The sequence below is a fragment of the Streptomyces sp. 35G-GA-8 genome, from assembly GCF_023534745.1.
GTDB lineage: Bacteria > Actinomycetota > Actinomycetes > Streptomycetales > Streptomycetaceae > Streptomyces.
In genome coordinates this window covers 566,289-585,415 of record NZ_JAMHJQ010000001.1, presented here as the reverse complement: position 1 = coordinate 585,415, position 19,127 = coordinate 566,289, and the positions used below count along the sequence as shown (strand labels likewise).

The following is a 19,127-nucleotide window of genomic DNA, read 5'->3' as shown; positions in this document are numbered from 1 at the left end:
GGCGGGACTTTGAGGACACGCCCTGGCTCAGCCGACCGGCATCGTGCTCAGCGGGGGGACATCGGGGAACCACCGCGGATCCTCCCAGACGAAGGAGAGGTCGGCGGCCCAGTGCGGCTCGGGTCCTTCGTGGCCGAAGGCGCTCTTGCGCAGTTCGAAGATCCGCTCGGGCAGATCGCCGGGCGGCAGCACGGAGAGCTGGTCGGCCAGTGCGTTCAGGAACGCGGCGCCCCGGCAGGAGCCGCCGCACGCCGCGCCGTCGGCGCAGCCCGTGCGGGGCCAGAGCACGATCGGGGCCGGGGCGTCCAGTACCGCGGTGTGCAGCCGGTCGCGCGGGCCCCTGGGCGGTCTGGTCAGCCCCACCGGGCCCACCACGTCCTGGAGTTGTACGGTCAGCCACTCGGGCCTGGCGGTGCCCGCGCAGTTGACCCCGTAGACGGCCGAGCCCGGCTGCCGGTCGAGCATGTCCCACATCTTCTTCAGCCGGAACTGGAGCCGCTTGTTGGCCCGCCGGTCGTGGTCCATCACCACCACCGGCGCGACACACCCCAGCGGTGTGCTCATCCCCTTGCGCGCGCTCCACTGGTCGACCGGCTTGTTGAGCCAGCGGCGCGGCAGGGCGAACGCGATCAGCTCCCTGCCCTCGGTGTCGATCTCGGCGAAGGCGTCGTCGATACGGTCCAGCACCCAGGCCCGGACCTCGCGCTCCGCCAATCGCTTCTCGCCGACCAGCCGCCGGCCGCCGTCGCGGTACGCGGAGACCTCGACCAGCAGCGCGCCGCGGTCGGCCCCGCTGCGCTTGATCTCGACGAGGATCGGCGACCAGCGACGGGTGGCGGGGTGGCCGGGCGGCGTCCCGACGGCCGGTCCCGGGACCGGGACCACGGCCGGGGCGGCGGCATACGGTACGACGTGCTCGGCCGCGAGCGGTGCCGCGTGGTCGGCCGTGTGCGGTGCCGCGTGCTCGGGCGTGTGCGGAGCGGCGAGCGATGTGGTGTGGTCCGCCGTGTACGACGGCGTCAGTGGCACGTGGCTCAGCAGGCCCACGGTCTTGTGGCTCGGCGCGGGCGGCGTCACGGGCGGTGGGTCGTGCCGCGCGCGGTGCGCGCGGGACCAGTCGCGCAGCTCCGCGCCCAGCGTCTCGTCATCGACCAGACCGGCCAGCCGCACCATGAGCTCGGCGAGCGGCAGCGCTCCCGGCTCCGGCCGCCGGGACTCCGACAGCAGGAACCAGACCGCCTCCCAGAGACTGCCCGGCTCACCGGGCGGCGGCTCGACGCCCAGCGGTCCTGCGGCGGCGCGCAGCAGTCCGCCGAGGGCCCCGGCGCGCGCGGGCGAGCCGACGCGGGCCACCAGTTCGCGCAGCCGCCGCTTCTCCTCGCTCGGATAGCCGGGGGTGGGGACGAGCTCGGCGAGCGGCGCCCAGTGCCGCGCGAGGATCCGCGCCGGGATCATCCGGCTGGTGTGGCTCACCGGGTCGTGCGAGACGACCATCCCGGCCACCGTGCCGGTGCCCTCCAGCATCACGGCGGCGCCGCTGAAGCCGTGGTCGGTCTCCTGCCCGTAACCGCGCCAGCCACCCAGCTGTGCCCACTCGTCGCGGATCAACTGGCTGGAGACGGAGCGTAATTCGCTCTGGACGCCCTCTTCGCCGTATCCGTAGGGGAAGCCGTACGCCACCAGCTTCGGCGCGGGCGAGGCGTACGGCGCGTCGAGCGGGGCGAAGGCCGCGGGGGCGAGGCCCGGCGGCCGGGCCAGCTCCAGGACGGCCAGATCGCCCGGGTCGCGGTCCCCGCCCGTCCAGGCGTCTGGCCGTACGACGACCCTGGCCGGTACGGGGGCGAGCCCCGGGGCGCCGGGGAAGACCACCGAGGCCCGGTCGCCGGCCACCACATGGGCGCAGGTCAGCACCGTACGGTCGGAGATGAGGAAGCCGGAGCCCACCGCCCCGTCGGTGTCGACCCTGGCGTGCCAGGCCGGAGAGCGCGTCACCGGCCCGCCGTTCCCGGACTCCCCGCCGATCCGGGGTCCCCGGTGGCGGCGGCCGGGCCGTCGACGGCGCCCGGGTTCCACGAGAGCTTGACCGTCATATGGCCCTCGGCCGAGGTCTTGGCGATCACCGCACCCGCCTCCGCCATCAGCTTCACCCCGAACTCCAGCTCCACACCGTCCGGTTTGAGCGAGCCGTCCCGGAACACCGCGAGGGCGGATTCCGCGGCCGAACGGATCCCCTGGAGCGCCTCGCCGAAGGTATGGCCCGCCTGCGCGAGGGAGTTGCCGCGCGCCACCGGTCTGGCACCGGGGGTGTCACGGTCGACCTCCACCACGACGGTGGCACCGCTGTCGGTGGTGAACTCCATCAGTGCCGTCATCGTCGCCCCCGCGATCGAAACATCTCAGGTCCCGCCGGACCCGCCGGACGCCCATTCTGGATCAATGGCCCTCTTCCCGGCGAGGCTTTGGGGTCTTTCGCTTCGATCGGGCCGCGCGGCTCGGTGCCGGGGTACGCGGCTGTGATGCCGGGGTACGCGGCGCGATCCCAGCGAAAGGTCCTAACCTGATCCGTATGTACGAGGAACGGACATCGCGGCTGGACGGCGCGATGGTCTGGACGCGCACGGTACGGGCGGACGACGGCGCCCCTGCCTATCCCGTGCTGCCGGACGGCTGTATGGACCTGCTGTGGATCGGCGGCAGACTGCTCGTCGCGGGGCCCGACACGCACGCGTACGCCCCCGAGGGGATCGACGGGCTGTACTGCGCCGGAGTGCGCTTCGCGCCCGGGACCGCGCCCGCGCTGCTCGGCGTACCGGCGCACGAATTGCGCGACCGGCGGGTGGAGCTGGCCGACCTGTGGTCCCCGGCCGAGGTGCGCCGGCTCACCGCCCGGCTGGCGGCGGCCCCGGACCCGGCGGCGGCCCTGGAAGCCGTGGCACTGCGCCGGGCCGCCGTGGCGGGACCGCCGGACCCGCGGCTCCGGGCGGTCGTCGACGCCCTGGAAGCGGGCCGTACGGTCGCCGCCAGCGCCGACGCCGTCGGCCTCGGCGCCCGGCAACTGCACCGCCGCTCGCTGGACGCCTTCGGCTACGGGCCCAAGACCCTGGCCCGGGTGCTCCGTCTCCAGCGCGCGCTGACGCTCGTACGGGAAGGGGCGCCCTTCACCGACGCGGCGCTCGCCGCGGGCTGCGCCGACCAGGCGCATCTCGCCCGGGAGACCCGCGAGCTGGCCGGGCTCACCCTCGGTGCCTACGCGGCACTGGCGAAGAGGGAGACCGCGCAGCCGTCCGGGTCGAGGACCACCGCGTAACGCTGTCCCCAGACCGCGTCCCAGGGCCTGAGATGCCCGGTGTGCCCGGCCGCGACCAGTGCCTCGTACGTGGCGTCCACCTCGGCCGGGCCGGCGCAGAGGAAGGCGAGTCCGATCCGCTCGCCGCCCTGCGGCCGGGTCCATTCCGGATCGTAGGAACGGACGGTCTCCTCCGTGTCCCAGAGGATCCGGAGCCCGCTGGGCAGCGTCGCCTCGGCGTGGGGCGCGGAGTCGGCGTCGGCGGGGACATCCACACCGAGCAGGCGGTAGAAGGCGAGCGAGGCGGCCATGTCGGAGACGACCAGGCCGATGGCGTCGAGTCGTGGTGCGCGTGGAACGGTAGTCATGCGCTCACCGTAGGACCGCGGGCCCGCCGGGTCTTGAACGAATCGGACGTGCGGGGTCTGAGGGGGATGCGATCCATCGCCGTCATGGTTTCGTCGGCCGTCATGGTTTCGTAAGGAGTGCGGGGCGGTGCACCGGCCACCGCCCGAGGAGACTGGACGTATGCACACCATCCTGGTCGTCGACGACGATCCGACCGTCGCCGAGGTCGTCACCGGCTATCTGGAACGGGCCGGTTTCTCCGTGGACCGGGCGGCCGACGGCCCCGAGGCACTGCGGCTGGCCGCCGTCCGTCCGCCCGCTCTGGTGGTGCTCGATCTGATGCTGCCCGGCATGGACGGCCTGGAGGTGTGCCGGCGGCTGCGGGCCGCCGCTCCCGTACCGGTGATCATGCTGACGGCCCGGGGCGACGAGGACGACCGGATCCTCGGGCTGGAGATAGGGGCGGACGACTATGTCACCAAACCCTTCAGCCCCCGCGAACTGGTCCTCCGCGTCGAGTCCGTCCTGCGCCGCCAGGGCGGCGACCAGAGGCGCGTGACGGGCGTCGCGGAGCCCGGTCTGCACCGGGCCGGTATCACCCTGGACCCGGCGGGCCGCCGCGCCACCAAGGACGGCCGGCCGCTCGCGCTCACGCTGCGCGAGTTCGATCTGCTCGCGCACCTCATGCGCCATCCGGGGCTCGCGATCGGCCGGGAGACGCTGATGCACGACGTCTGGGGATGGGAGTTCGGCGACTTGTCGACAGTCACGGTGCATGTACGGCGGCTGCGCGGCAAGATCGAGGACGATCCGGCCAGGCCCCGGCTGATCCGGACGGTCTGGGGTGTCGGCTACCGCTTCGACGTGCCGTCCGACGACGACGCGTCCGACGGCGACGCGTCCGCCGACCAGGGCGAGGGCCCGGCCTCCGAGCCGGGTTCCGTACCCGTGGCTTCCGCGGCGGTCGTACCGGCACCCGCACACGCACCCGCGTCGGAATCCCCACCCGCATCCCCACCCGTATCCGCGTCCGTGGCCACATCCTTCGACGGGAGCCGAGCGCGCCGTGCGTGACATGGCGCTGATCGCGCTCTTCGCCTTCCTCGGCGCGGCCGCCGCCGGTCTGCTCGGCGCGCTGGCGCTGCGGCTGCTGCGGGACCGCTCGGTCGCCGTCGCCCTGACCGTCGTCGCCGCCGTCACCGTCACCGCGATGCTCGCGGGCACGCTCGTCGTCGCGCAGGCGATGTTCCTGTCCGCCCATGACCTCTCCGTCGTCACCACGGTCGTGGCGATGGCCGCGGTCGTCTCGCTGGCCACCGCGCTGCTGCTGGGGCGCTGGGTGGTCGCCCGGAGCCACGATCTGACACTGGCCGCCCGCTCGTTCGGCGACGGCGGCAGCTTCGCCGCGCCCGACGGTGCCTCCACCGCCGAACTCGCCGCCCTGGGCCGCGAACTGGCGGCCACCAGCGCCAAACTGACCGCTTCCAGGGAGCGCGAACGGGCGCTGGAGACATCCCGGCGCGAGCTGGTCGCCTGGATCTCGCACGATCTGCGTACGCCCCTCGCCGGACTGCGCGCCATGTCGGAGGCGCTGGAGGACGGTGTCGTCCAGGACCCGGACCGCTACTTCCGGCAGATCAGGGCGGAGGTGGAGCGGCTGAACTCGATGGTCGGCGATCTCTTCGAACTGTCCCGTATCCACGCGGGGGCGCTGGCGCTCGCCCCGACCCGGATGTCGGTGTACGACCTGGTGGGCGAGGCGCTCGCGGGCGTCGATCCACTCGCCAGGGAGCACGGGGTACGGCTGGTCGGTGGCCGGGTGGAGGCCGTGCCGGTCGAGGTGGACGGCAAGGAGATGACCCGCGTCCTCGCCAATCTCCTGGTCAACGCCATCCACCGGACCCCGGCTGACGGCACGGTCGCGGTGGCCGCGGAACGGCGCGCGGGCTCCGTCGTCCTCTCCGTGACGGACGGCTGCGGCGGTATTCCGGCCGAGGATCTGCCCCGGGTCTTCGACACGGGCTGGCGCGGCACCCAGGCGCGCACCCCGCCCGCGGGCGCGGGCCTCGGTCTGGCGATCGTGCGGGGCATCGTGGAGGCGCACGAGGGGCGGGCCGAGGTGCGCAATGTGACGGGCGGCTGCCGGTTCGAGGTCACGCTGCCCGCGGCGGCCACCGGCTGACACCGGCGGCTCTCGGCACGGACCGGGGCCGCTTGACGGACCACGACACAACGGGCCGCGCACCAGGTGCGCGGCCCGTCGGGCCTTACGAGGAAGGGTGTCGCTGGTGTCGCCGGTGTCGCTTAGAAGACGCTGACGCCGTAGGCGTTCAGGGCCTCGACGACCGGCTGGAAGAACGTGGTGCCACCGGAGGAGCAGTTGCCGCTGCCGCCCGAGGTCAGGCCCAGCGCCGTGCTGCCGGCGAAGAGCGCGCCACCGCTGTCGCCGGGCTCGGCGCAGACGTTGGTCTGGATCATGCCGTAGACGATCTGGCCGCTACCGTAGTTGACGGTCGCGTTGAGGCCGGTGACCGTACCGCTGTGGACACCGGTGGTCGAGCCGCTGCGGCGGACGCTCTGGCCGACCGAGGGGTTCGCGGCGGAGGTGATGTCCTGGTACGAGCCGTTGTACAGGTAGACCCGACCGTCGGCGGCAGCCGCGTTGGAGTGGCGGATGATGCCGTAGTCGTTGGTCGGGAAGCTCGTGCCGGTACGGGTGCCGATGCTCCAGGACGCGCTGATGTTGGTGCAGTGTCCGGCGGTCAGCGCGTAGTACGTCGAGCCGCTGCGGACGTTGAAGCCGAGCGAACAGCGGCTGCCGCTCGTGGTGATGGCCTCGCCGCCGGCGATGAGCGTGTTGAACTTGCCGGGGGTGTGCTTGATCGTGACGCCCGCGGCGTCGCCCACGGAGTCCTTGATCGTGGCGATCTCCGAGTCCGTCACCGTGCTGTCGACGGTGACGACGACCTTGCCGGAGGCCTTGTCCGTGTACCAGGCCGTACCGGCGATGTCCGCTTCGGCGATGGCGGCGCTGGCGGTGGCGAACTGCGCCGCGGTCGGCTGGGGGGCCGGGGCCGGGGCGGCGACGGCCGACGGGGCCGCAAGCGCGACGGCGGTCACCAGACCGGAGGTGACGGCGAGAAGCCGAGCTCGTCTGGAAACCGCGCCGAGGGGGGAGAAGCGCTTGAAGGTCACAAAATCCTCCATTGGTGGGGGCAAAGCGTGGCCCGTTGGGTGAGCGGGCCGCTGGGGGATGCGGTTGTCCACAGCCATTCGGTTTTAGCCGTGGACCTGTCAACCGCACGCTCCGAATCGTTGACTCCGTTTGCTTTTGAAGCAAGGCCGAGTTCTGGACCGACGGCGGGGATCGACCGACGGCGGCCCTGATCTCCCCGAAGTCATGGGGTTGACAACCCTGTTGGCCGGTTCCACCGGCCCGGCCGGGGGTGCGTACATGAACTGCTGCAAAGCCTGTGCCGACGGCAAAGCACCGGCAAATATCCCTCAAAGCCCACGCCAGACGGGGGTTTGTGTTCTGACGTCATTCGGCCACGCGAAGATTCATCACAAACACACATGCTTAACCGAGGGTGTCGGATGTATGACGCAGTGGCTTCAAGTAGCCGGGGGGAGGTGGCTGATCGATCGTATCTATGCGCGTCCGTCGCCCGTTTAGATGCCGTACCACCGAATTGCCCTCGTGTTGATCATGGCTGAATTTCATCGGTACGGGCGTGGAATGGTGCGCAACGGCCCGAGACCGTACGGAGATTCGACCGGCAGGGCGCTCTTGCGTACCGGAGTGACGTGTGCTGCCAGTGGGCCGGGGCGGACGACCGTTCGGCCCCGGCGGGGCTACAGCGCGCTGTACAGCGCGTCGATCAGCGCCATTTTGCGGGGATCGTCGGCGATGTTCGACCCCATCCGGTTCATCACATAACCCAGGCTGACGCCCGCCTCCGGATCCGCGAGTCCGCAGGAGCCGCCGAAACCGTCATGGCCGATCGCCCTGGGATTGGGCCCGTACGAACCGTTCCTGCCGCTCAGCCAGAGGCCGAGGCCGATCTCCGTGTCGTGGGCGAAGCCCGCGCCCAGTACGAGGTCCCGGCAGGCGCCCTGGCCCTCGCGGACCCGCTCGACCGTCTCCGGGGAGAGCACGCGGTGCTCGCCGAGGCGTCCCCGCCCGGCCAGGATCCCGTACAGCGCGGCGACCGCCCGTGCCGTGCCGTGACCGTTGGCCGCGGGGATCTCCGCGGCCCGCCACGCGGGGGTGTTGGCATCGGCGGCGCCCGTCGCGGGGTTGCCCAGGGCCGCGAGCGCGACCGGCTCCATGTGCGCGAAGGCGGCGGCCTGTTCGGCGGTGGGCGGGGTGCGCGGATGCACCAGTTCGGCGGCGCGCGCGGCCTCCTTCTCCGGCAGCCCGATGGTGAAGTCGATACCGAGCGGCCCGGTCACCTCCCGGTGCAGGAACTCACCGGGCAGCAGGCCCGTGACGCGTCTGACGACCTCGCCGACCAGGAAGCCGTAGGTGATGGCGTGATAGCCGGACCGGGTGCCCGGCTCCCACCAGGGCTCCGTCGCGGCGAGCCGGGACGTGGTCAACTCCCAGTCGTAGAGCTGCTCGACGGAGTGCGGTTCGCGCAGTCCGGCCAGCCCCGCGCGGTGGGCGAGCAAGTGGCGCCCGAGCACGGACTCCTTGCCGGCCGCGGCGAACTCGGGCCAGTACGCGGCGACCGGCGCGTCCGGGTCGAGCAGTCTGCGGTCGATCAGCAGATGCGCGCACAGGGCCGTCGGACCCTTGGTCGTCGACCACACGTTGACCAGGGTCTCGCGCTCCCATGGCCGGGTCCGCGCGCCGTCCGCCCAGCCCGCCCACAGGTCGACCACCGGCTTGCCGTCGGCGAGCACGGTGACGGCCGCGCCCAGTTCGTCGCGCTCCTCGAAGTTCCGCTCGAACGCGGCGCGCACGGCGGCGAACCGTTCGTCGCAGTGCCCCTGTACCCGCGGTACGCGTGATGTCATCTGGCCCCTCCGTCGCCCCGGGCAGGCCGGGTGGCCCGCTGGCGGATCCGGTTGCCAGGAAACGTACCGACTGGTCGGACCGGCGGGAAGATGTCGGACAGTGCCGCACGGAACGTCCGATGTGCGACGCGATCCCTGTTTGTCCACGATTGAACAAATGTATCGGTCCATCGCGCATCGGAGCACGACGGCATCAAGTTGCCGGTCCTGCAAGGGGATAGGAGGGTGAGCCTTAGCGCGCAATCCACCATGAAACGGACCATGAGGAGTGATTCACATGCCACGAGGCTCCAGCCCCAAACGTGAGCGCCAGTACGAACACATCAAGGACAGCGCGCGAGCGCGCGGCGAGAGCACGGCGCGGTCGGAGGAGATCGCCGCGCGCACCGTGAACAAGGAGAGGGCCCGGGCGGGGGAGTCCCGTACGGCGAGCAAGTCGTCCACCCAGGACATGGCCTCCTCCAGGCGTGGCGGACAGCGCTCGCACAGCGGCGCCGCGGGCCCCACGTACGACCAGCTGTACGCCGAGGCGCAGCGCCGTAACGTGCATGGCCGCTCGTCCATGAACAAGGCCGAGCTGAAGCGCGAACTGGGGCGCTGACCCGCTCATGGCGGTCGGCGGGGCCCGGGAGGCGGACGGGGCCCAGGAGGCCTGAGGTGCCGAGGAGGCCTGCTGGACCGAGGAGGTCTGCCGGGCCCGGGGCGTACGCCGGCCGCCGCGCGGCACATCGACGTGATCGCGCGCGCCGACCTCGTCCGTGCCCGCCCCCGTCCGCGCCGACCTCGTCCGTGCCGGACCCGCCCCAACGGCCGCCGAACGGCCGCCACATGCCGATGCCCCGGACGAGGCCATGATCGTCGCCTCGGAGGCGGACGGCCGCCCGCCCACCGCCCGCCGGGATCGCCGCCCGCCCGGGCCACCCGGGCCGCCCGGAATCGACCGTACGGCGCAGACGCGCCATGTTTTTCACGCGGCGCCGGGCGTCACCCGGTCACTCGGGCCGTCACACGGCCATCACACGGCCACTGCCGCGCTCCCCGCCGCTGGCGAGACGTATCGGGCCCGAGATGCGGGGTCGAGAGCTTCCGCTCCGGTCCGATCTCCGGTGCGGTGAAGGGATGATCGCACCGCGCCACTACAGTTTCAGCGCCCCCTCAGCTCGGCACGAGAGGTATCTGTGACTCAGCACGCGTTCCCGGACGGCAATGGCGACGGCTACGGCGGCAGCGGCTACGACCACGGTGACGGCGACGGCGCGAGAGACCGCGGGCGTGACTGGTGGCGGGAATCCGTCGTCTACCAGATCTATGTCCCCAGCTTCGCCGACGCCGACGGCGACGGAATGGGCGACCTCCGCGGGATCACCGACCGGCTCGGCCATGTCGCCGAACTCGGCGCGGACGCCGTCTGGCTCACGCCGTTCTACCGCTCCCCGCTGGCCGACGGAGGCTATGACGTCGCCGACTACCGGGACGTCGATCCGCGGCACGGCACCCTCGACGACTTCCGCGCGCTGCTCGGCCGGGCCCGTGCGCTCGGGCTCCGTACGATCGTCGACATCGTGCCGAACCACTGCTCCGACCAGCATCCCTGGTTCGCCGAGGCGCTGGCGTCCGAACCCGGCTCGGCCGCCCGTGACCGCTTCGTCTTCCGGGAGGGACGCGGCCCCGACGGCGCCGAGCCGCCCGCGGACTGGCAGTCGAAGTTCGGCGGCCCGGCCTGGACACGCGTGCCCGACGGCCAGTGGTACATGCATATCTTCGCCGCCGAGCAGCCCGATCTGAACTGGGAGAACCCCGACGTCACGGCCGAGTTCGAGAGCATCCTGCGCTTCTGGCTCGACCTCGGGGTCGACGGCTTCCGTATCGATGTGGCGCACGGCCTGCGCAAGGACCTCAGCGCGCCGCTGCGCGACACCCGGGGCGGTGACACCGCGCCCCTCAACTCCCCGCCGAGCGGAGAGAACCACCCCTTCTGGGACCGCGACGAGGTCCATGACATCTACCGCGTCTGGCGGAAGATCACCGACTCGTACGCCCCGCCCCGGATCATGGTCGCGGAAGCGGGTGTGAGCGCGGCCAGGCTGCCGCTCTACACCCGGCCCGACGAGCTGCACCAGGCGTTCAACTTCTTCCATCTGCGCTGCCCGTGGGACGCCGGTTCCTTCCGTGAGGTCATCGACACCTCGCTCACCGGCGCGGCCTCCGCCGGGGCCCTGCCGACCTGGGTGCTCTCCAACCACGATGTGGTGCGCCACCGCAGCCGCTACGGGCTGCCCGAGGGCACGGACCTCCGTGCCTGGCTGCGGACCGACGGCCGGGACCCGGAGCCCGATGACGCCAGGGGAGGCCGACGGGCACGGGCCGCCGCGCTGCTGACCCTCGCGCTGCCCGGTACGACCTACCTCTACCAGGGCGAGGAACTGGGCCTCCCCGAGGTCGTCGATCTACCGGCGGACGCGCTGCGCGACCCGATGTGGGAGCGCACGGGCCACCGGGTGAAGGGCCGCGACGGCTGCCGGGTGCCGCTGCCGTGGACCACGGCCGGCTCCTCGTACGGCTTCGGACCGGGCGGCAGCTGGCTGCCGCAGCCCGACGGGTGGGGCGAGTGGTCGGTGGAGGCCCAGTCCGGCCGGCCGGACTCGTTCCTGGAGCTGTACCGTACGGCGCTGTCCGCGCGCCGGGGCTTCCGCGGCGACGAGAGCTTCGCGTGGCTGCCCTCGGCCCCGGGTGAACTGGCCTTCAGGAAGGGCGAGGGCCTGGTCTGCCGGGTCAACCTCTCCGAAGCGCCAGTGCCGTTGACCCTGCCGGCCGGGACGAAGCCACTGCTGGCGAGCGGCGAACTGACGGCCGACGCGGGACAGGACATCACCCTCCTGCCGCCGGACACGGCGGTCTGGCTGGACACGAGGAAGGCCTAGGGCCGACCGGGCGGGCGATGAAGACGCGATCCCTGGGTATGCGTGCAGTTGCGCAACTAAGCAATGTACGCGGACTGGGAGAACGACGTGGGCATCATCAGCTGGATCATTCTGGGGCTGCTGGCCGGGGTGATCGCGAAAGTCCTGCTGCCCGGACGCGATCCCGGAGGGCTGGTCGGCACCACGCTCATCGGTATCGCCGGTGCCTTCGTGGGTGGTTGGCTCTCCGCGAAGATCTTCGACCGCCCGGTGCAGAACGAGTTCTTCGACGCGGCCACCTGGGGCGCGGCGATCGGCGGCTCGCTCGTGCTGCTCATCCTCTACCGGCTGCTCTTCGGCAACTCCCGCGACTGACACGACTGACACGACTGACGGGACCGTGGGATCCCCGGGGCGAGATGAGACGCGGGGCGAGATGACAGGCGGGGCGGTGGCCGACGGCCACCGCCCCGCGCGCGTCCGGGCCGAGGGCGGCCGGGCCGCTACTCGTCGCCGCCCTCGTCCTCCTCGCCCTCGAACGCGTCACCGATCTCGTCGACGACCTCGGCGGCCACCATGCCGCCGACCACACCGACCGCCACGCCCGCGGCTACGCCGGCCACCACCGCTCCCGTGCTGGGGCCGGACCGATGCCCGCCGGAGTGGTGTTCTCCGTAATGCTGCCCGCCGTGGTGCTGCCCGCCGTAATACTGCTCTCCGTGGTGCTCCCCGTGATGTGCGCCGTAGTGGCCCGGGTGCGCGCCACGGCTGTCGACAAGTTGCTTGATCCACCTGTCGACTTCGGCGTTCCAGTCCATGTGCTGGACGTTGTGGTGCGAGACCGTGAACCGGTTGACCGTGTCGTGTCCGCCGGAGAAGAGCCCACCGCGCTTGTCCGCCTCGATGACGACGTCCATCCCGCCTGCGGTGGCGAGGAAGGTGACCTCGATCTCGTTCAGCGCGTGCGCGTAGTGCGCCGGCGGGGTGAGTTCGAGCTCCTGGTAGAAGGGCAGCCGCTGGTCGGTGCCGTTGATACGGCCCAATTCCAGATCGGCCGATTTGAAGCCCCAGCCCAGCTGCCCCAGGGCCTCCAGAATGGCCTCCTGGACCGGCAGAGGAGAGACGGTCAGCTGGTCCAGATCGCCCTTGTCCCGCGCCCCTGACACCGCCAGCTCGGTCCGTACCCCGAGCACCACGCCCAGTGGCTGGCCGTGGAGTTCGGTCACGGGCGTCTCCCACGGCAGGGTCAGCGTGAACGGAATCGTCTGCTCCGACTCCTCCGCCAGCCGGAACCCACCGGCGACGGTGACCCGGTCGAAGACGACCGTGCCCTCGGTCTCCTCGTCATGTCCCTCGGCCTCGACCCGGGCGACCAGGTCCAGCGTGATCTGCTCGATCTCCAGGTCCGTACGGCCGCCCCGCAGCCGCACCTGACCCGACAGCGGGCCGCCCGGCACGGCGGCCACGCTGTCCAGCACAGTGTCGACAGACGGTCCGCCGACACCGACGGCTCCGAGCAGTTTCTTGAACACCATCGTGGCGTCCACTCCTTCATAGGGGTGTTGAACGCCACCAGAACTACCCCAGAAGGTAAAGCGGTTCCCAAGAGGCGCCCCGGCCAGGGATATTTCCAGCCACTCGGCCGACCGTGCTCCACGCCGACCGCGCTCCGAGCCGGCCGCGCGGGGCACTACGCGGAGCGGTCGCGGCGTTCCCTGCCGCGGCCCGGCTTCTCACGCGGTACGAGCGTGGGGTTGACGTTGTCGAGCACGGTGTCGCGGTCGACCACGACCCGCGCCACATCGTCCCGGCTCGGCACCTCGTACATCACATTGAGCAGCACCTCTTCGAGGATCGCGCGGGCCGCGCGGGCGCCGGTGCGGCGCAGCAGCGCCTGCTCGGCGATGGCGCCGATGGCGTCCTCGGTGAACTCCAGCTCCACCCCGTCGATTTCGAAGAGCCTCTGGTACTGCCTGATCAGCGCGTTGCGCGGCTCGGTGAGGATCCGTGTCAGCGCCGCCCGGTCCAGCGGCTGTACGGTCGTCACCATCGGGAGACGGCCGACGATCTCCGGGATCAGCCCGAACTTCAGCAGATCCTCCGGCAGCACCTCGCCGTAGAGGTCGCGCCGCTCCCGCTCCTCCTTGCCGGCGAGCGTCGCGCCGAAGCCGATCCCCCCGCGGTCGGCCCGCTGCTCGACGATCCGCTCCAGGCCGGCGAAGGCGCCGCCGACGATGAACAGCACATGGGACGTGTCGATCTGGAGGAACTCCTGCTGCGGGTGTTTCCGGCCGCCCTGCGGCGGTACGGAGGCGACGGTGCCCTCCAGGATCTTCAGCAGCGCCTGCTGGACGCCCTCGCCGGAGACATCGCGGGTGATCGACGGGTTCTCGCTCTTGCGGGCGACCTTGTCGATCTCGTCGATGTAGATGATCCCGCGCTCGGCCTTCTTGGCGTCGTAGTCGGCCGCCTGGATCAGCTTCAGCAGAATGTTCTCGACGTCCTCGCCCACATAACCGGCCTCCGTGAGCGCGGTGGCGTCGGCGATCGCGAACGGTACGTCGAGCATCCGGGCGAGCGTCTGGACCAGATAGGTCTTGCCGCAGCCGGTCGGACCGATCAACAGGATGTTGGACTTGCCGAGTTCGATCGGCTCGCCCCCGTCCGCGGTCTCCGCCCGCTCATCCCTGCTGATGCGCTTGTAGTGGTTGTAGACCGCCACCGAGAGAGCCATCTTGGCGTTCCTCTGCCCGACGACGTACTGATCGAGGAAGGCATGGATCTCGCGGGGCTTCGGCAGCTCCCTTAACCCGTCCGCGTGGGCGCCGTCGAGCTCCTCCGCGATCAACTCATTGCAGAGCCCGACGCATTCGTCACAGATGCAGACAGGGCTCGGACCCGCGATGAGCTTCCTGACCTGCTTCTGGTTCTTCCCGCAGAAAGTACATCTGAGCAGTTCGCCGCCGTCACCGATGTGTGCCACTGGGAAGCGTCTCCTCAACGGTTGTACGGCATTCGCATGGTTGGACCATATGACATCACCATCTGAGTGGTCACGGTATCTTGAAGCGGCACTGAACAGCAAAGCGGGGACGAGTGAGGGCGATGGGCCGGCTCAGCAGAGCGGAGCTGCAGGAGCACAACCGCGCCAAAGTACTGGCCGCCGCCAGGGACGAGTTCGCCGAACGCGGGTTCAGGGACGCCAAAGTCGACGGTATCGCCGAGCGCGCCGGGTTGACACGCGGGGCGGTCTACTCCAACTTCCCCGGGAAGAGAGCACTTTACTTCGCGGTCCTGGCCGATCTGGCCGAGGGCGAATCCATACCCGCGTCCGAGGGCGACGACGAGACCCCATTCGCGCCCGGGTCCGACGCCGGGCCCGGGTCCGACGCCGGGCCCGCGCGTGATTCCGGGCTTGGTTCCGCGCGTGATTCCGTGTCCGGCACCACTCGTGACGCGCTCGGCGCGCTCGCCCGCGCCTGGGTCGCCCGGCTGCCGCTCGCCGACACCGACGAGGAACACGGCCCGGCACGGCTCGGTATGTATGTGATGCCGGAAGTCCTCGCCGAGGGACGGATCCGGCGTCCCTTCGCGCAGTTGATGAAGCTGGACGCGATTCTGCTCGGGCTGGCTCTGGAGCGCCTTCGGCCGCCCGAGGGGCACGACGGGCCCGGCAGCGCCGGGTCGGGCAGTGACGGCTCCGGCAGTGACGGGTCCGGCAGTGACGGGTCCGGCAGTCAGGTGCGGGTCGCGGAGGCCGCGCTCACCACCCTGCACGGCGCCAGCCGGCTCGCCGCCGTCGCGCCCGGTTTCGTGGAGCCCTTCAATGTCGTCAGCGCCGTCGAGCAGTTGGCCGGCCTCGCGCTCCACGACTGGTGGCCGCCCCCACATGTGATCACTCAGGCGTGGCCGACCGACGAGCCGTGGGACCCGCCGCCGGTGCGGGACGCGGTACGCGGCGAGCCCGCGCGGCTCACCGGCGACGGTGTGGTGGCGATTCTCGGGCTGCACCGCATCGAGGCCGTCGAAGAGGCGGTACGGGCCGCACCGCCCGGCGCCCGGATCACCGCCGTCCTGGTCACCGGCGACCCCGCCGAACTGGCACCGCTGGCGCGGCTGACCGTCGCCGGTCTCTGCAACTGCCTGCGCCAGGCGTTCCCGCCCTCGGCCTGGCCCCGGCTGCAAGTGGTGTTCGACGAGTCGGGCGCCTTCGCGGCGGCGGCCGGCCTGCCCGCCGTCAGCGACGCGACCGAGGCCGCCGTACGGGTCGAGGCGGGCCGTATCGTCGCCCGCGCCGACGGCCGCGGCGCCTGCCACGCGGCGGCCTCCGCCGGGGTGGCGGCCCCGAGGGTGAGCCCGTAATTACGGACGCCGGCCCGACCGCCGGCGCGGTGATCCGTCGATCCGGCGGCCCGGATAAATAACTCGCGTCACCTCGTCCGGTACGGCTAGGGTGAGCGCCGTTGGACCGGCCGACGTTCGTCGGCCGTCGGCCGTCCGCCGTCGCGGACCGGACGGGACCGAGGAATCAGGAGGTGAGGACATTGATGACTGTCACCACGCTGGGCGCCGCCCAGGAGCAGAAGTTCATCAATCCCACCCCCGTGGTCTCCGGCTGACCTTCCACCTCATCTCTCGCGCCCACGGGCGCGTGCCGGGGCCACCCTTGTGAAGGGTCCCCCTTGTCTCTCTCTTCTCTGCTCGCTTTCCCCTCCGCCCACCCGCTCGTTCCGTACGGCTGGGACGAGGGCTGGGAAGCCGCGTTCGCCCCGTACGCCGAACGCGGCCTGGTGCCCGGCCGTGTGGTGCGGGTCGACCGCGGTCAGTGTGATGTCCTCACCCCGGACGGCCTGGTACGGGCCGACACCGAGTTCGTGACCCCGCGCGATCCGCTGCGGGTGATCTGCACCGGCGACTGGGCCGCCGTCGACCCGGGCGGCGATCCCCGGTTCGTACGGGAGTATCTGCCGCGGCGAACCGCGTTCGTACGGTCCACCGCCTCCACCCGCTCCGAGGGCCAGGTCCTCGCGGCCAATGTCGATCACGCGGTCATCGCGATCTCCCTCGCCGTCGAACTCGACCTCGGACGCGTCGAGCGCTTCCTCGCCCTCGGCTGGGAGAGCGGCGCCCTCCCGGTCATCGTGCTCACCAAGGCCGATCTCGTGGACGACCCCGCCGTGCTCGACCATCTGGTCGAGGACGTACGGATCACCGCGCCCGGAGTGCAGGTGCTGACCGTCAGCTCGGCCACGGGGGAGGGGATCGATGTGCTCTCCGCCGTGCTCTCGGGCGGCACCAGCGTCCTCCTCGGTATCTCCGGGGCCGGCAAGTCGACCCTCGCCAACACCCTGCTCGGGGAGGAGGTGATGGACGTGCGGTCCACTCGTGACGCGGACGGGAAGGGACGGCACACCACCACGACCCGCAATCTCCTCGCCATGCCCGGGGGCGGCGTGCTCATCGACACCCCGGGGCTGCGCGGGGTCGGACTGTGGGACGCCGAGACCGGGGTCGGGCAGGTCTTCTCGGAGATCGAGGATCTCGCCGAGGAGTGCCGGTTCCACGACTGCGCGCATCTGGCGGAGCCGGGATGCGCCGTGCTCGCCGCGATCGAGGACGGCTCGCTGTCCGTGCGGCGGCTGGAGAGCTACCGCAAGCTGCTCCGCGAGAACCAGCGCATCGTCGCCAAGACCGACGCCCGGCTGCGCGGCGAGATCCGGCGGGACTGGAAGCGCAAGGGCGCGGAGGGCCGCGCGGCCATGGAGGCCAAGCGCGGACGGATCCGGTAGCGGCGGGCCGGGCGGCCCGGCAGCCCGCCCGGCAGCCCGCCCGGACGCCCGGCAGCCCGCCCGCCCGGCAGCCCGTTCCCGGGACCGCCGGGCGTCCGGCCGCGCCGCCGGGCTCAGGGAAACGTGGTGTCCGATATCCGCCAGTCTCGCGGGGCGGGCCGTCGCACACTGGGAACCGTGATGGACGAGGAGACGAGATACGAGGCGGTCGCCAGCCGCGACGCGCGTTTCGACGGCGCGTTCTTCTTCGCCGTCGAGACGACGGGGATCTACTGCCGGCCGAGTTGCCCCGCCGTGACTCCGAAGCGGAAGAACGTACGGTTCTACCCGACCGCCGCCGCCGCCCAGGGCCAGGGCTTCCGCGCCTGCCGCCGGTGCCGGCCGGACGCCGTGCCCGGGTCGGCGGAGTGGAACGTACGCGCCGATGTCGTCGGCCGTGCGATGCGGATGATCGGCGACGGGATCGTGGACCGGGAAGGGGTGCCGGGGCTGGCCGGGCGCCTGGGCTACAGCGCCCGGCAGGTGCAGCGCCAGCTCACCGCCGAACTGGGCGCCGGACCCGTCGCCCTCGCCCGCGCCCAACGGGCCCACACGGCACGGGTGTTGCTCCAGACGACCGGGCTGCCGGTCACGGAGATCGCGTTCGCGGCCGGCTTCGCGAGCGTGCGCCAGTTCAACGACACGATCCAGCAGATCTACGCCCGTACCCCCAGCGCGCTGCGCGCCGAGTCGGGGACCGGGACCGCGACGAGGACCGGGACCGGTGCGGGCACCCGCACGGTGACCGGGTCTCCTTCGGGACGAGGACCGGGACCGGTGCGGGCACCCGCACGGTGACCGGGTCTCCTTCGCGGGCCACCGCGTTCCTTCCCGACCTGGCGCCCCGCACCGATGTGCCGCTTCTCACCGGCATCCCCCTGCGGCTCGCCTACCGGGGCCCCTACGCGGCGCGCGAGGTCTTCGACCTCCTCGCCCGGGAAGCGCTCCCCCACACGGAAGAAGTGGTCGGCGAAGCCGGCGCCCGCACCTACCGCCGTACGCTGCGGCTGCCGCACGGCCCCGGCTTCGTCTCCGTGGACGAGACCCGGCCGGCCGGTGACGTACGCGACGCGCGCGACCCACGCGCCCGCAGCGGCTGGCTGGAGGCGCGGATCCATCTCACCGAGCTGCGCGATCTCACCACCGCCGTACAGCGGTTGCGCCGGCTCTTCGACCTCGACGCCGATCCGTACTCCGTGGACGAACGCCTCGGCGCCGACCCGCGGCTCGCCCCGCTCGTCGCGGCACGCCCCGGGCTGCGCTCGCCGGGCGCCGCCGAACCGGAGGAGTACGCCCTGCACGCGCTCGTCGGCCACGCGGCGGCCGCCCGGCTCGTCGAGAGATACGGCGAGCCGGTGGATCTCCCCTGCGGACGGCTCGACCGGCTGTTCCCGGAGCCGGCGGCCCTGCGTGACGACCCGGTCGCGGGCCCGCTCGCCGCCGCGCTCGCCGACGGGACCGTACGGCTCGACCCCGGAGCGGACCGCGACGAGTCCGAGCGGACCCTGCTGACCGTGCCCGGGGTGACCCGGCGTACGGCGGCGCTGATCCGGATGCGGGCGCTCGGCGACCCCGATGTGGCACCCGAGGGGGAGCGGGACGACGAGATGTGGCGTCCGTGGCGGTCCTACGCGACACGGCATCTGCGTCTCGACGCGGACCACGCCGTCGGCCACGTCGTCGGCCACGCCGGTTCGGTCGCCTAGGGCCGCACAGAACCGGGAACCCGGGCCCCGTGGTCCG

At 71.9% G+C, this 19,127-nt stretch carries 15 protein-coding genes and 2 pseudogenes; 10 read left to right on the top strand and 7 right to left on the bottom strand.

The genetic code is table 11. The annotated features are described in order from the left end of the window. Positions 1-27 precede the first annotated feature (27 nt). Both M1203_RS38985 and M1203_RS02525 read right to left on the bottom strand, forming a co-directional pair. Positions 28-1,992 (bottom strand): trypsin-like peptidase domain-containing protein, encoded by a 1,965-nt coding sequence (locus tag M1203_RS38985; RefSeq protein WP_249947783.1) that lies wholly within the window; start codon positions 1,990-1,992, stop codon positions 28-30. Further along, complete coding sequence (locus M1203_RS02525; protein ID WP_249947782.1) at positions 1,989-2,372, bottom strand: CU044_2847 family protein; 384 nt, start codon at positions 2,370-2,372, stop codon at positions 1,989-1,991. The genes M1203_RS38985 and M1203_RS02525 overlap by 4 nt, the downstream gene beginning before the upstream one ends. 194 nt (positions 2,373-2,566) lie before the next feature. Here M1203_RS02525 and M1203_RS02520 point away from each other — a divergent pair, with 194 nt between their 5' ends. Next, positions 2,567-3,307 (top strand): helix-turn-helix domain-containing protein, encoded by a 741-nt coding sequence (locus tag M1203_RS02520; protein ID WP_249947781.1) that lies wholly within the window; start codon positions 2,567-2,569, stop codon positions 3,305-3,307. Here the strand turns inward: M1203_RS02520 and M1203_RS02515 are convergent. After that, positions 3,247-3,654 (bottom strand): VOC family protein, encoded by a 408-nt coding sequence (locus M1203_RS02515; protein WP_249947780.1) that lies wholly within the window; start codon positions 3,652-3,654, stop codon positions 3,247-3,249. The two genes, M1203_RS02520 and M1203_RS02515, sit on opposite strands and share 61 nt — an antisense overlap. A gap of 160 nt (positions 3,655-3,814) precedes the next feature. On the opposite strand from M1203_RS02515, the gene M1203_RS02510 reads away from it, so the two are divergent. Both M1203_RS02510 and M1203_RS02505 read left to right on the top strand, forming a co-directional pair. Next, positions 3,815-4,708 (top strand): response regulator transcription factor, encoded by an 894-nt coding sequence (locus M1203_RS02510; RefSeq protein ID WP_249947779.1) that lies wholly within the window; start codon positions 3,815-3,817, stop codon positions 4,706-4,708. Next, a complete protein-coding gene (locus M1203_RS02505; RefSeq protein WP_249947778.1) occupies positions 4,701-5,816 on the top strand; it encodes a HAMP domain-containing sensor histidine kinase in 1,116 nt (371 codons plus the stop codon). Before M1203_RS02510 ends, M1203_RS02505 begins: the two co-directional genes overlap by 8 nt. 122 nt (positions 5,817-5,938) lie before the next feature. Here M1203_RS02505 and M1203_RS02500 read toward each other — a convergent pair whose 3' ends face one another. Both M1203_RS02500 and M1203_RS02495 read right to left on the bottom strand, forming a co-directional pair. Next, positions 5,939-6,829 carry a S1 family peptidase gene (locus M1203_RS02500; RefSeq protein ID WP_249947777.1) on the bottom strand — a complete coding sequence of 297 codons (891 nt, stop codon included), beginning with the start codon at positions 6,827-6,829 and terminating at the stop codon, positions 5,939-5,941. Between the two features lie 660 nt (positions 6,830-7,489). Further along, positions 7,490-8,656 carry a serine hydrolase gene (locus M1203_RS02495; protein WP_249947776.1) on the bottom strand — a complete coding sequence of 389 codons (1,167 nt, stop codon included), beginning with the start codon at positions 8,654-8,656 and terminating at the stop codon, positions 7,490-7,492. Positions 8,657-8,933: 277 nt separating this feature from the next. Between M1203_RS02495 and M1203_RS02490 the strand changes: the two genes are divergently transcribed. The 3 genes from M1203_RS02490 (at position 8,934) to M1203_RS02480 (ending at position 11,931) form a co-directional block, all read left to right on the top strand. Then, positions 8,934-9,257: a plasmid stabilization protein gene (locus M1203_RS02490; RefSeq protein WP_249947775.1), complete on the top strand. Its 324-nt coding sequence runs from the start codon at positions 8,934-8,936 to the stop codon at positions 9,255-9,257. Between the two features lie 703 nt (positions 9,258-9,960). Next, the gene (locus tag M1203_RS02485) at positions 9,961-11,577 is read left to right on the top strand and encodes a glycoside hydrolase family 13 protein (protein WP_249947921.1); all 1,617 of its coding nucleotides are present in this window, start codon (positions 9,961-9,963) and stop codon (positions 11,575-11,577) included. A gap of 87 nt (positions 11,578-11,664) precedes the next feature. After that, the gene (locus M1203_RS02480; protein WP_249947774.1) at positions 11,665-11,931 is read left to right on the top strand and encodes a GlsB/YeaQ/YmgE family stress response membrane protein; all 267 of its coding nucleotides are present in this window, start codon (positions 11,665-11,667) and stop codon (positions 11,929-11,931) included. A gap of 128 nt (positions 11,932-12,059) precedes the next feature. Here M1203_RS02480 and M1203_RS02475 read toward each other — a convergent pair whose 3' ends face one another. Beyond that, positions 12,060-13,091, bottom strand: a complete 1,032-nt coding sequence (locus M1203_RS02475; RefSeq protein WP_249947773.1) for a sporulation protein — start codon at positions 13,089-13,091, stop codon at positions 12,060-12,062. A 155-nt stretch (positions 13,092-13,246) separates the two neighbouring features. Beyond that, the gene (clpX, locus tag M1203_RS02470; protein ID WP_249947772.1) at positions 13,247-14,539 is read right to left on the bottom strand and encodes an ATP-dependent Clp protease ATP-binding subunit ClpX; all 1,293 of its coding nucleotides are present in this window, start codon (positions 14,537-14,539) and stop codon (positions 13,247-13,249) included. Positions 14,540-14,661: 122 nt separating this feature from the next. Here clpX and M1203_RS02465 point away from each other — a divergent pair, with 122 nt between their 5' ends. The 4 genes and pseudogenes from M1203_RS02465 to M1203_RS02450 all read left to right on the top strand — a co-directional run. Next, on the top strand, positions 14,662-15,918 hold the full coding sequence (locus tag M1203_RS02465) for a TetR/AcrR family transcriptional regulator (RefSeq protein ID WP_249947771.1): 1,257 nt from the start codon (positions 14,662-14,664) through the stop codon (positions 15,916-15,918). A 101-nt stretch (positions 15,919-16,019) separates the two neighbouring features. Further along, positions 16,020-16,175, top strand: coding sequence for a hypothetical protein (locus M1203_RS02460; protein WP_249947770.1), 156 nt, complete (start codon positions 16,020-16,022; stop codon positions 16,173-16,175). A gap of 402 nt (positions 16,176-16,577) precedes the next feature. Then, positions 16,578-17,345 (top strand): annotated as a pseudogene (gene rsgA / locus M1203_RS02455) (ribosome small subunit-dependent GTPase A); the annotation flags it as partial. A 197-nt stretch (positions 17,346-17,542) separates the two neighbouring features. Continuing rightward, positions 17,543-19,090: pseudogene (locus tag M1203_RS02450) on the top strand (AlkA N-terminal domain-containing protein); the annotation flags it as partial. Positions 19,091-19,127 lie beyond the last annotated feature (37 nt).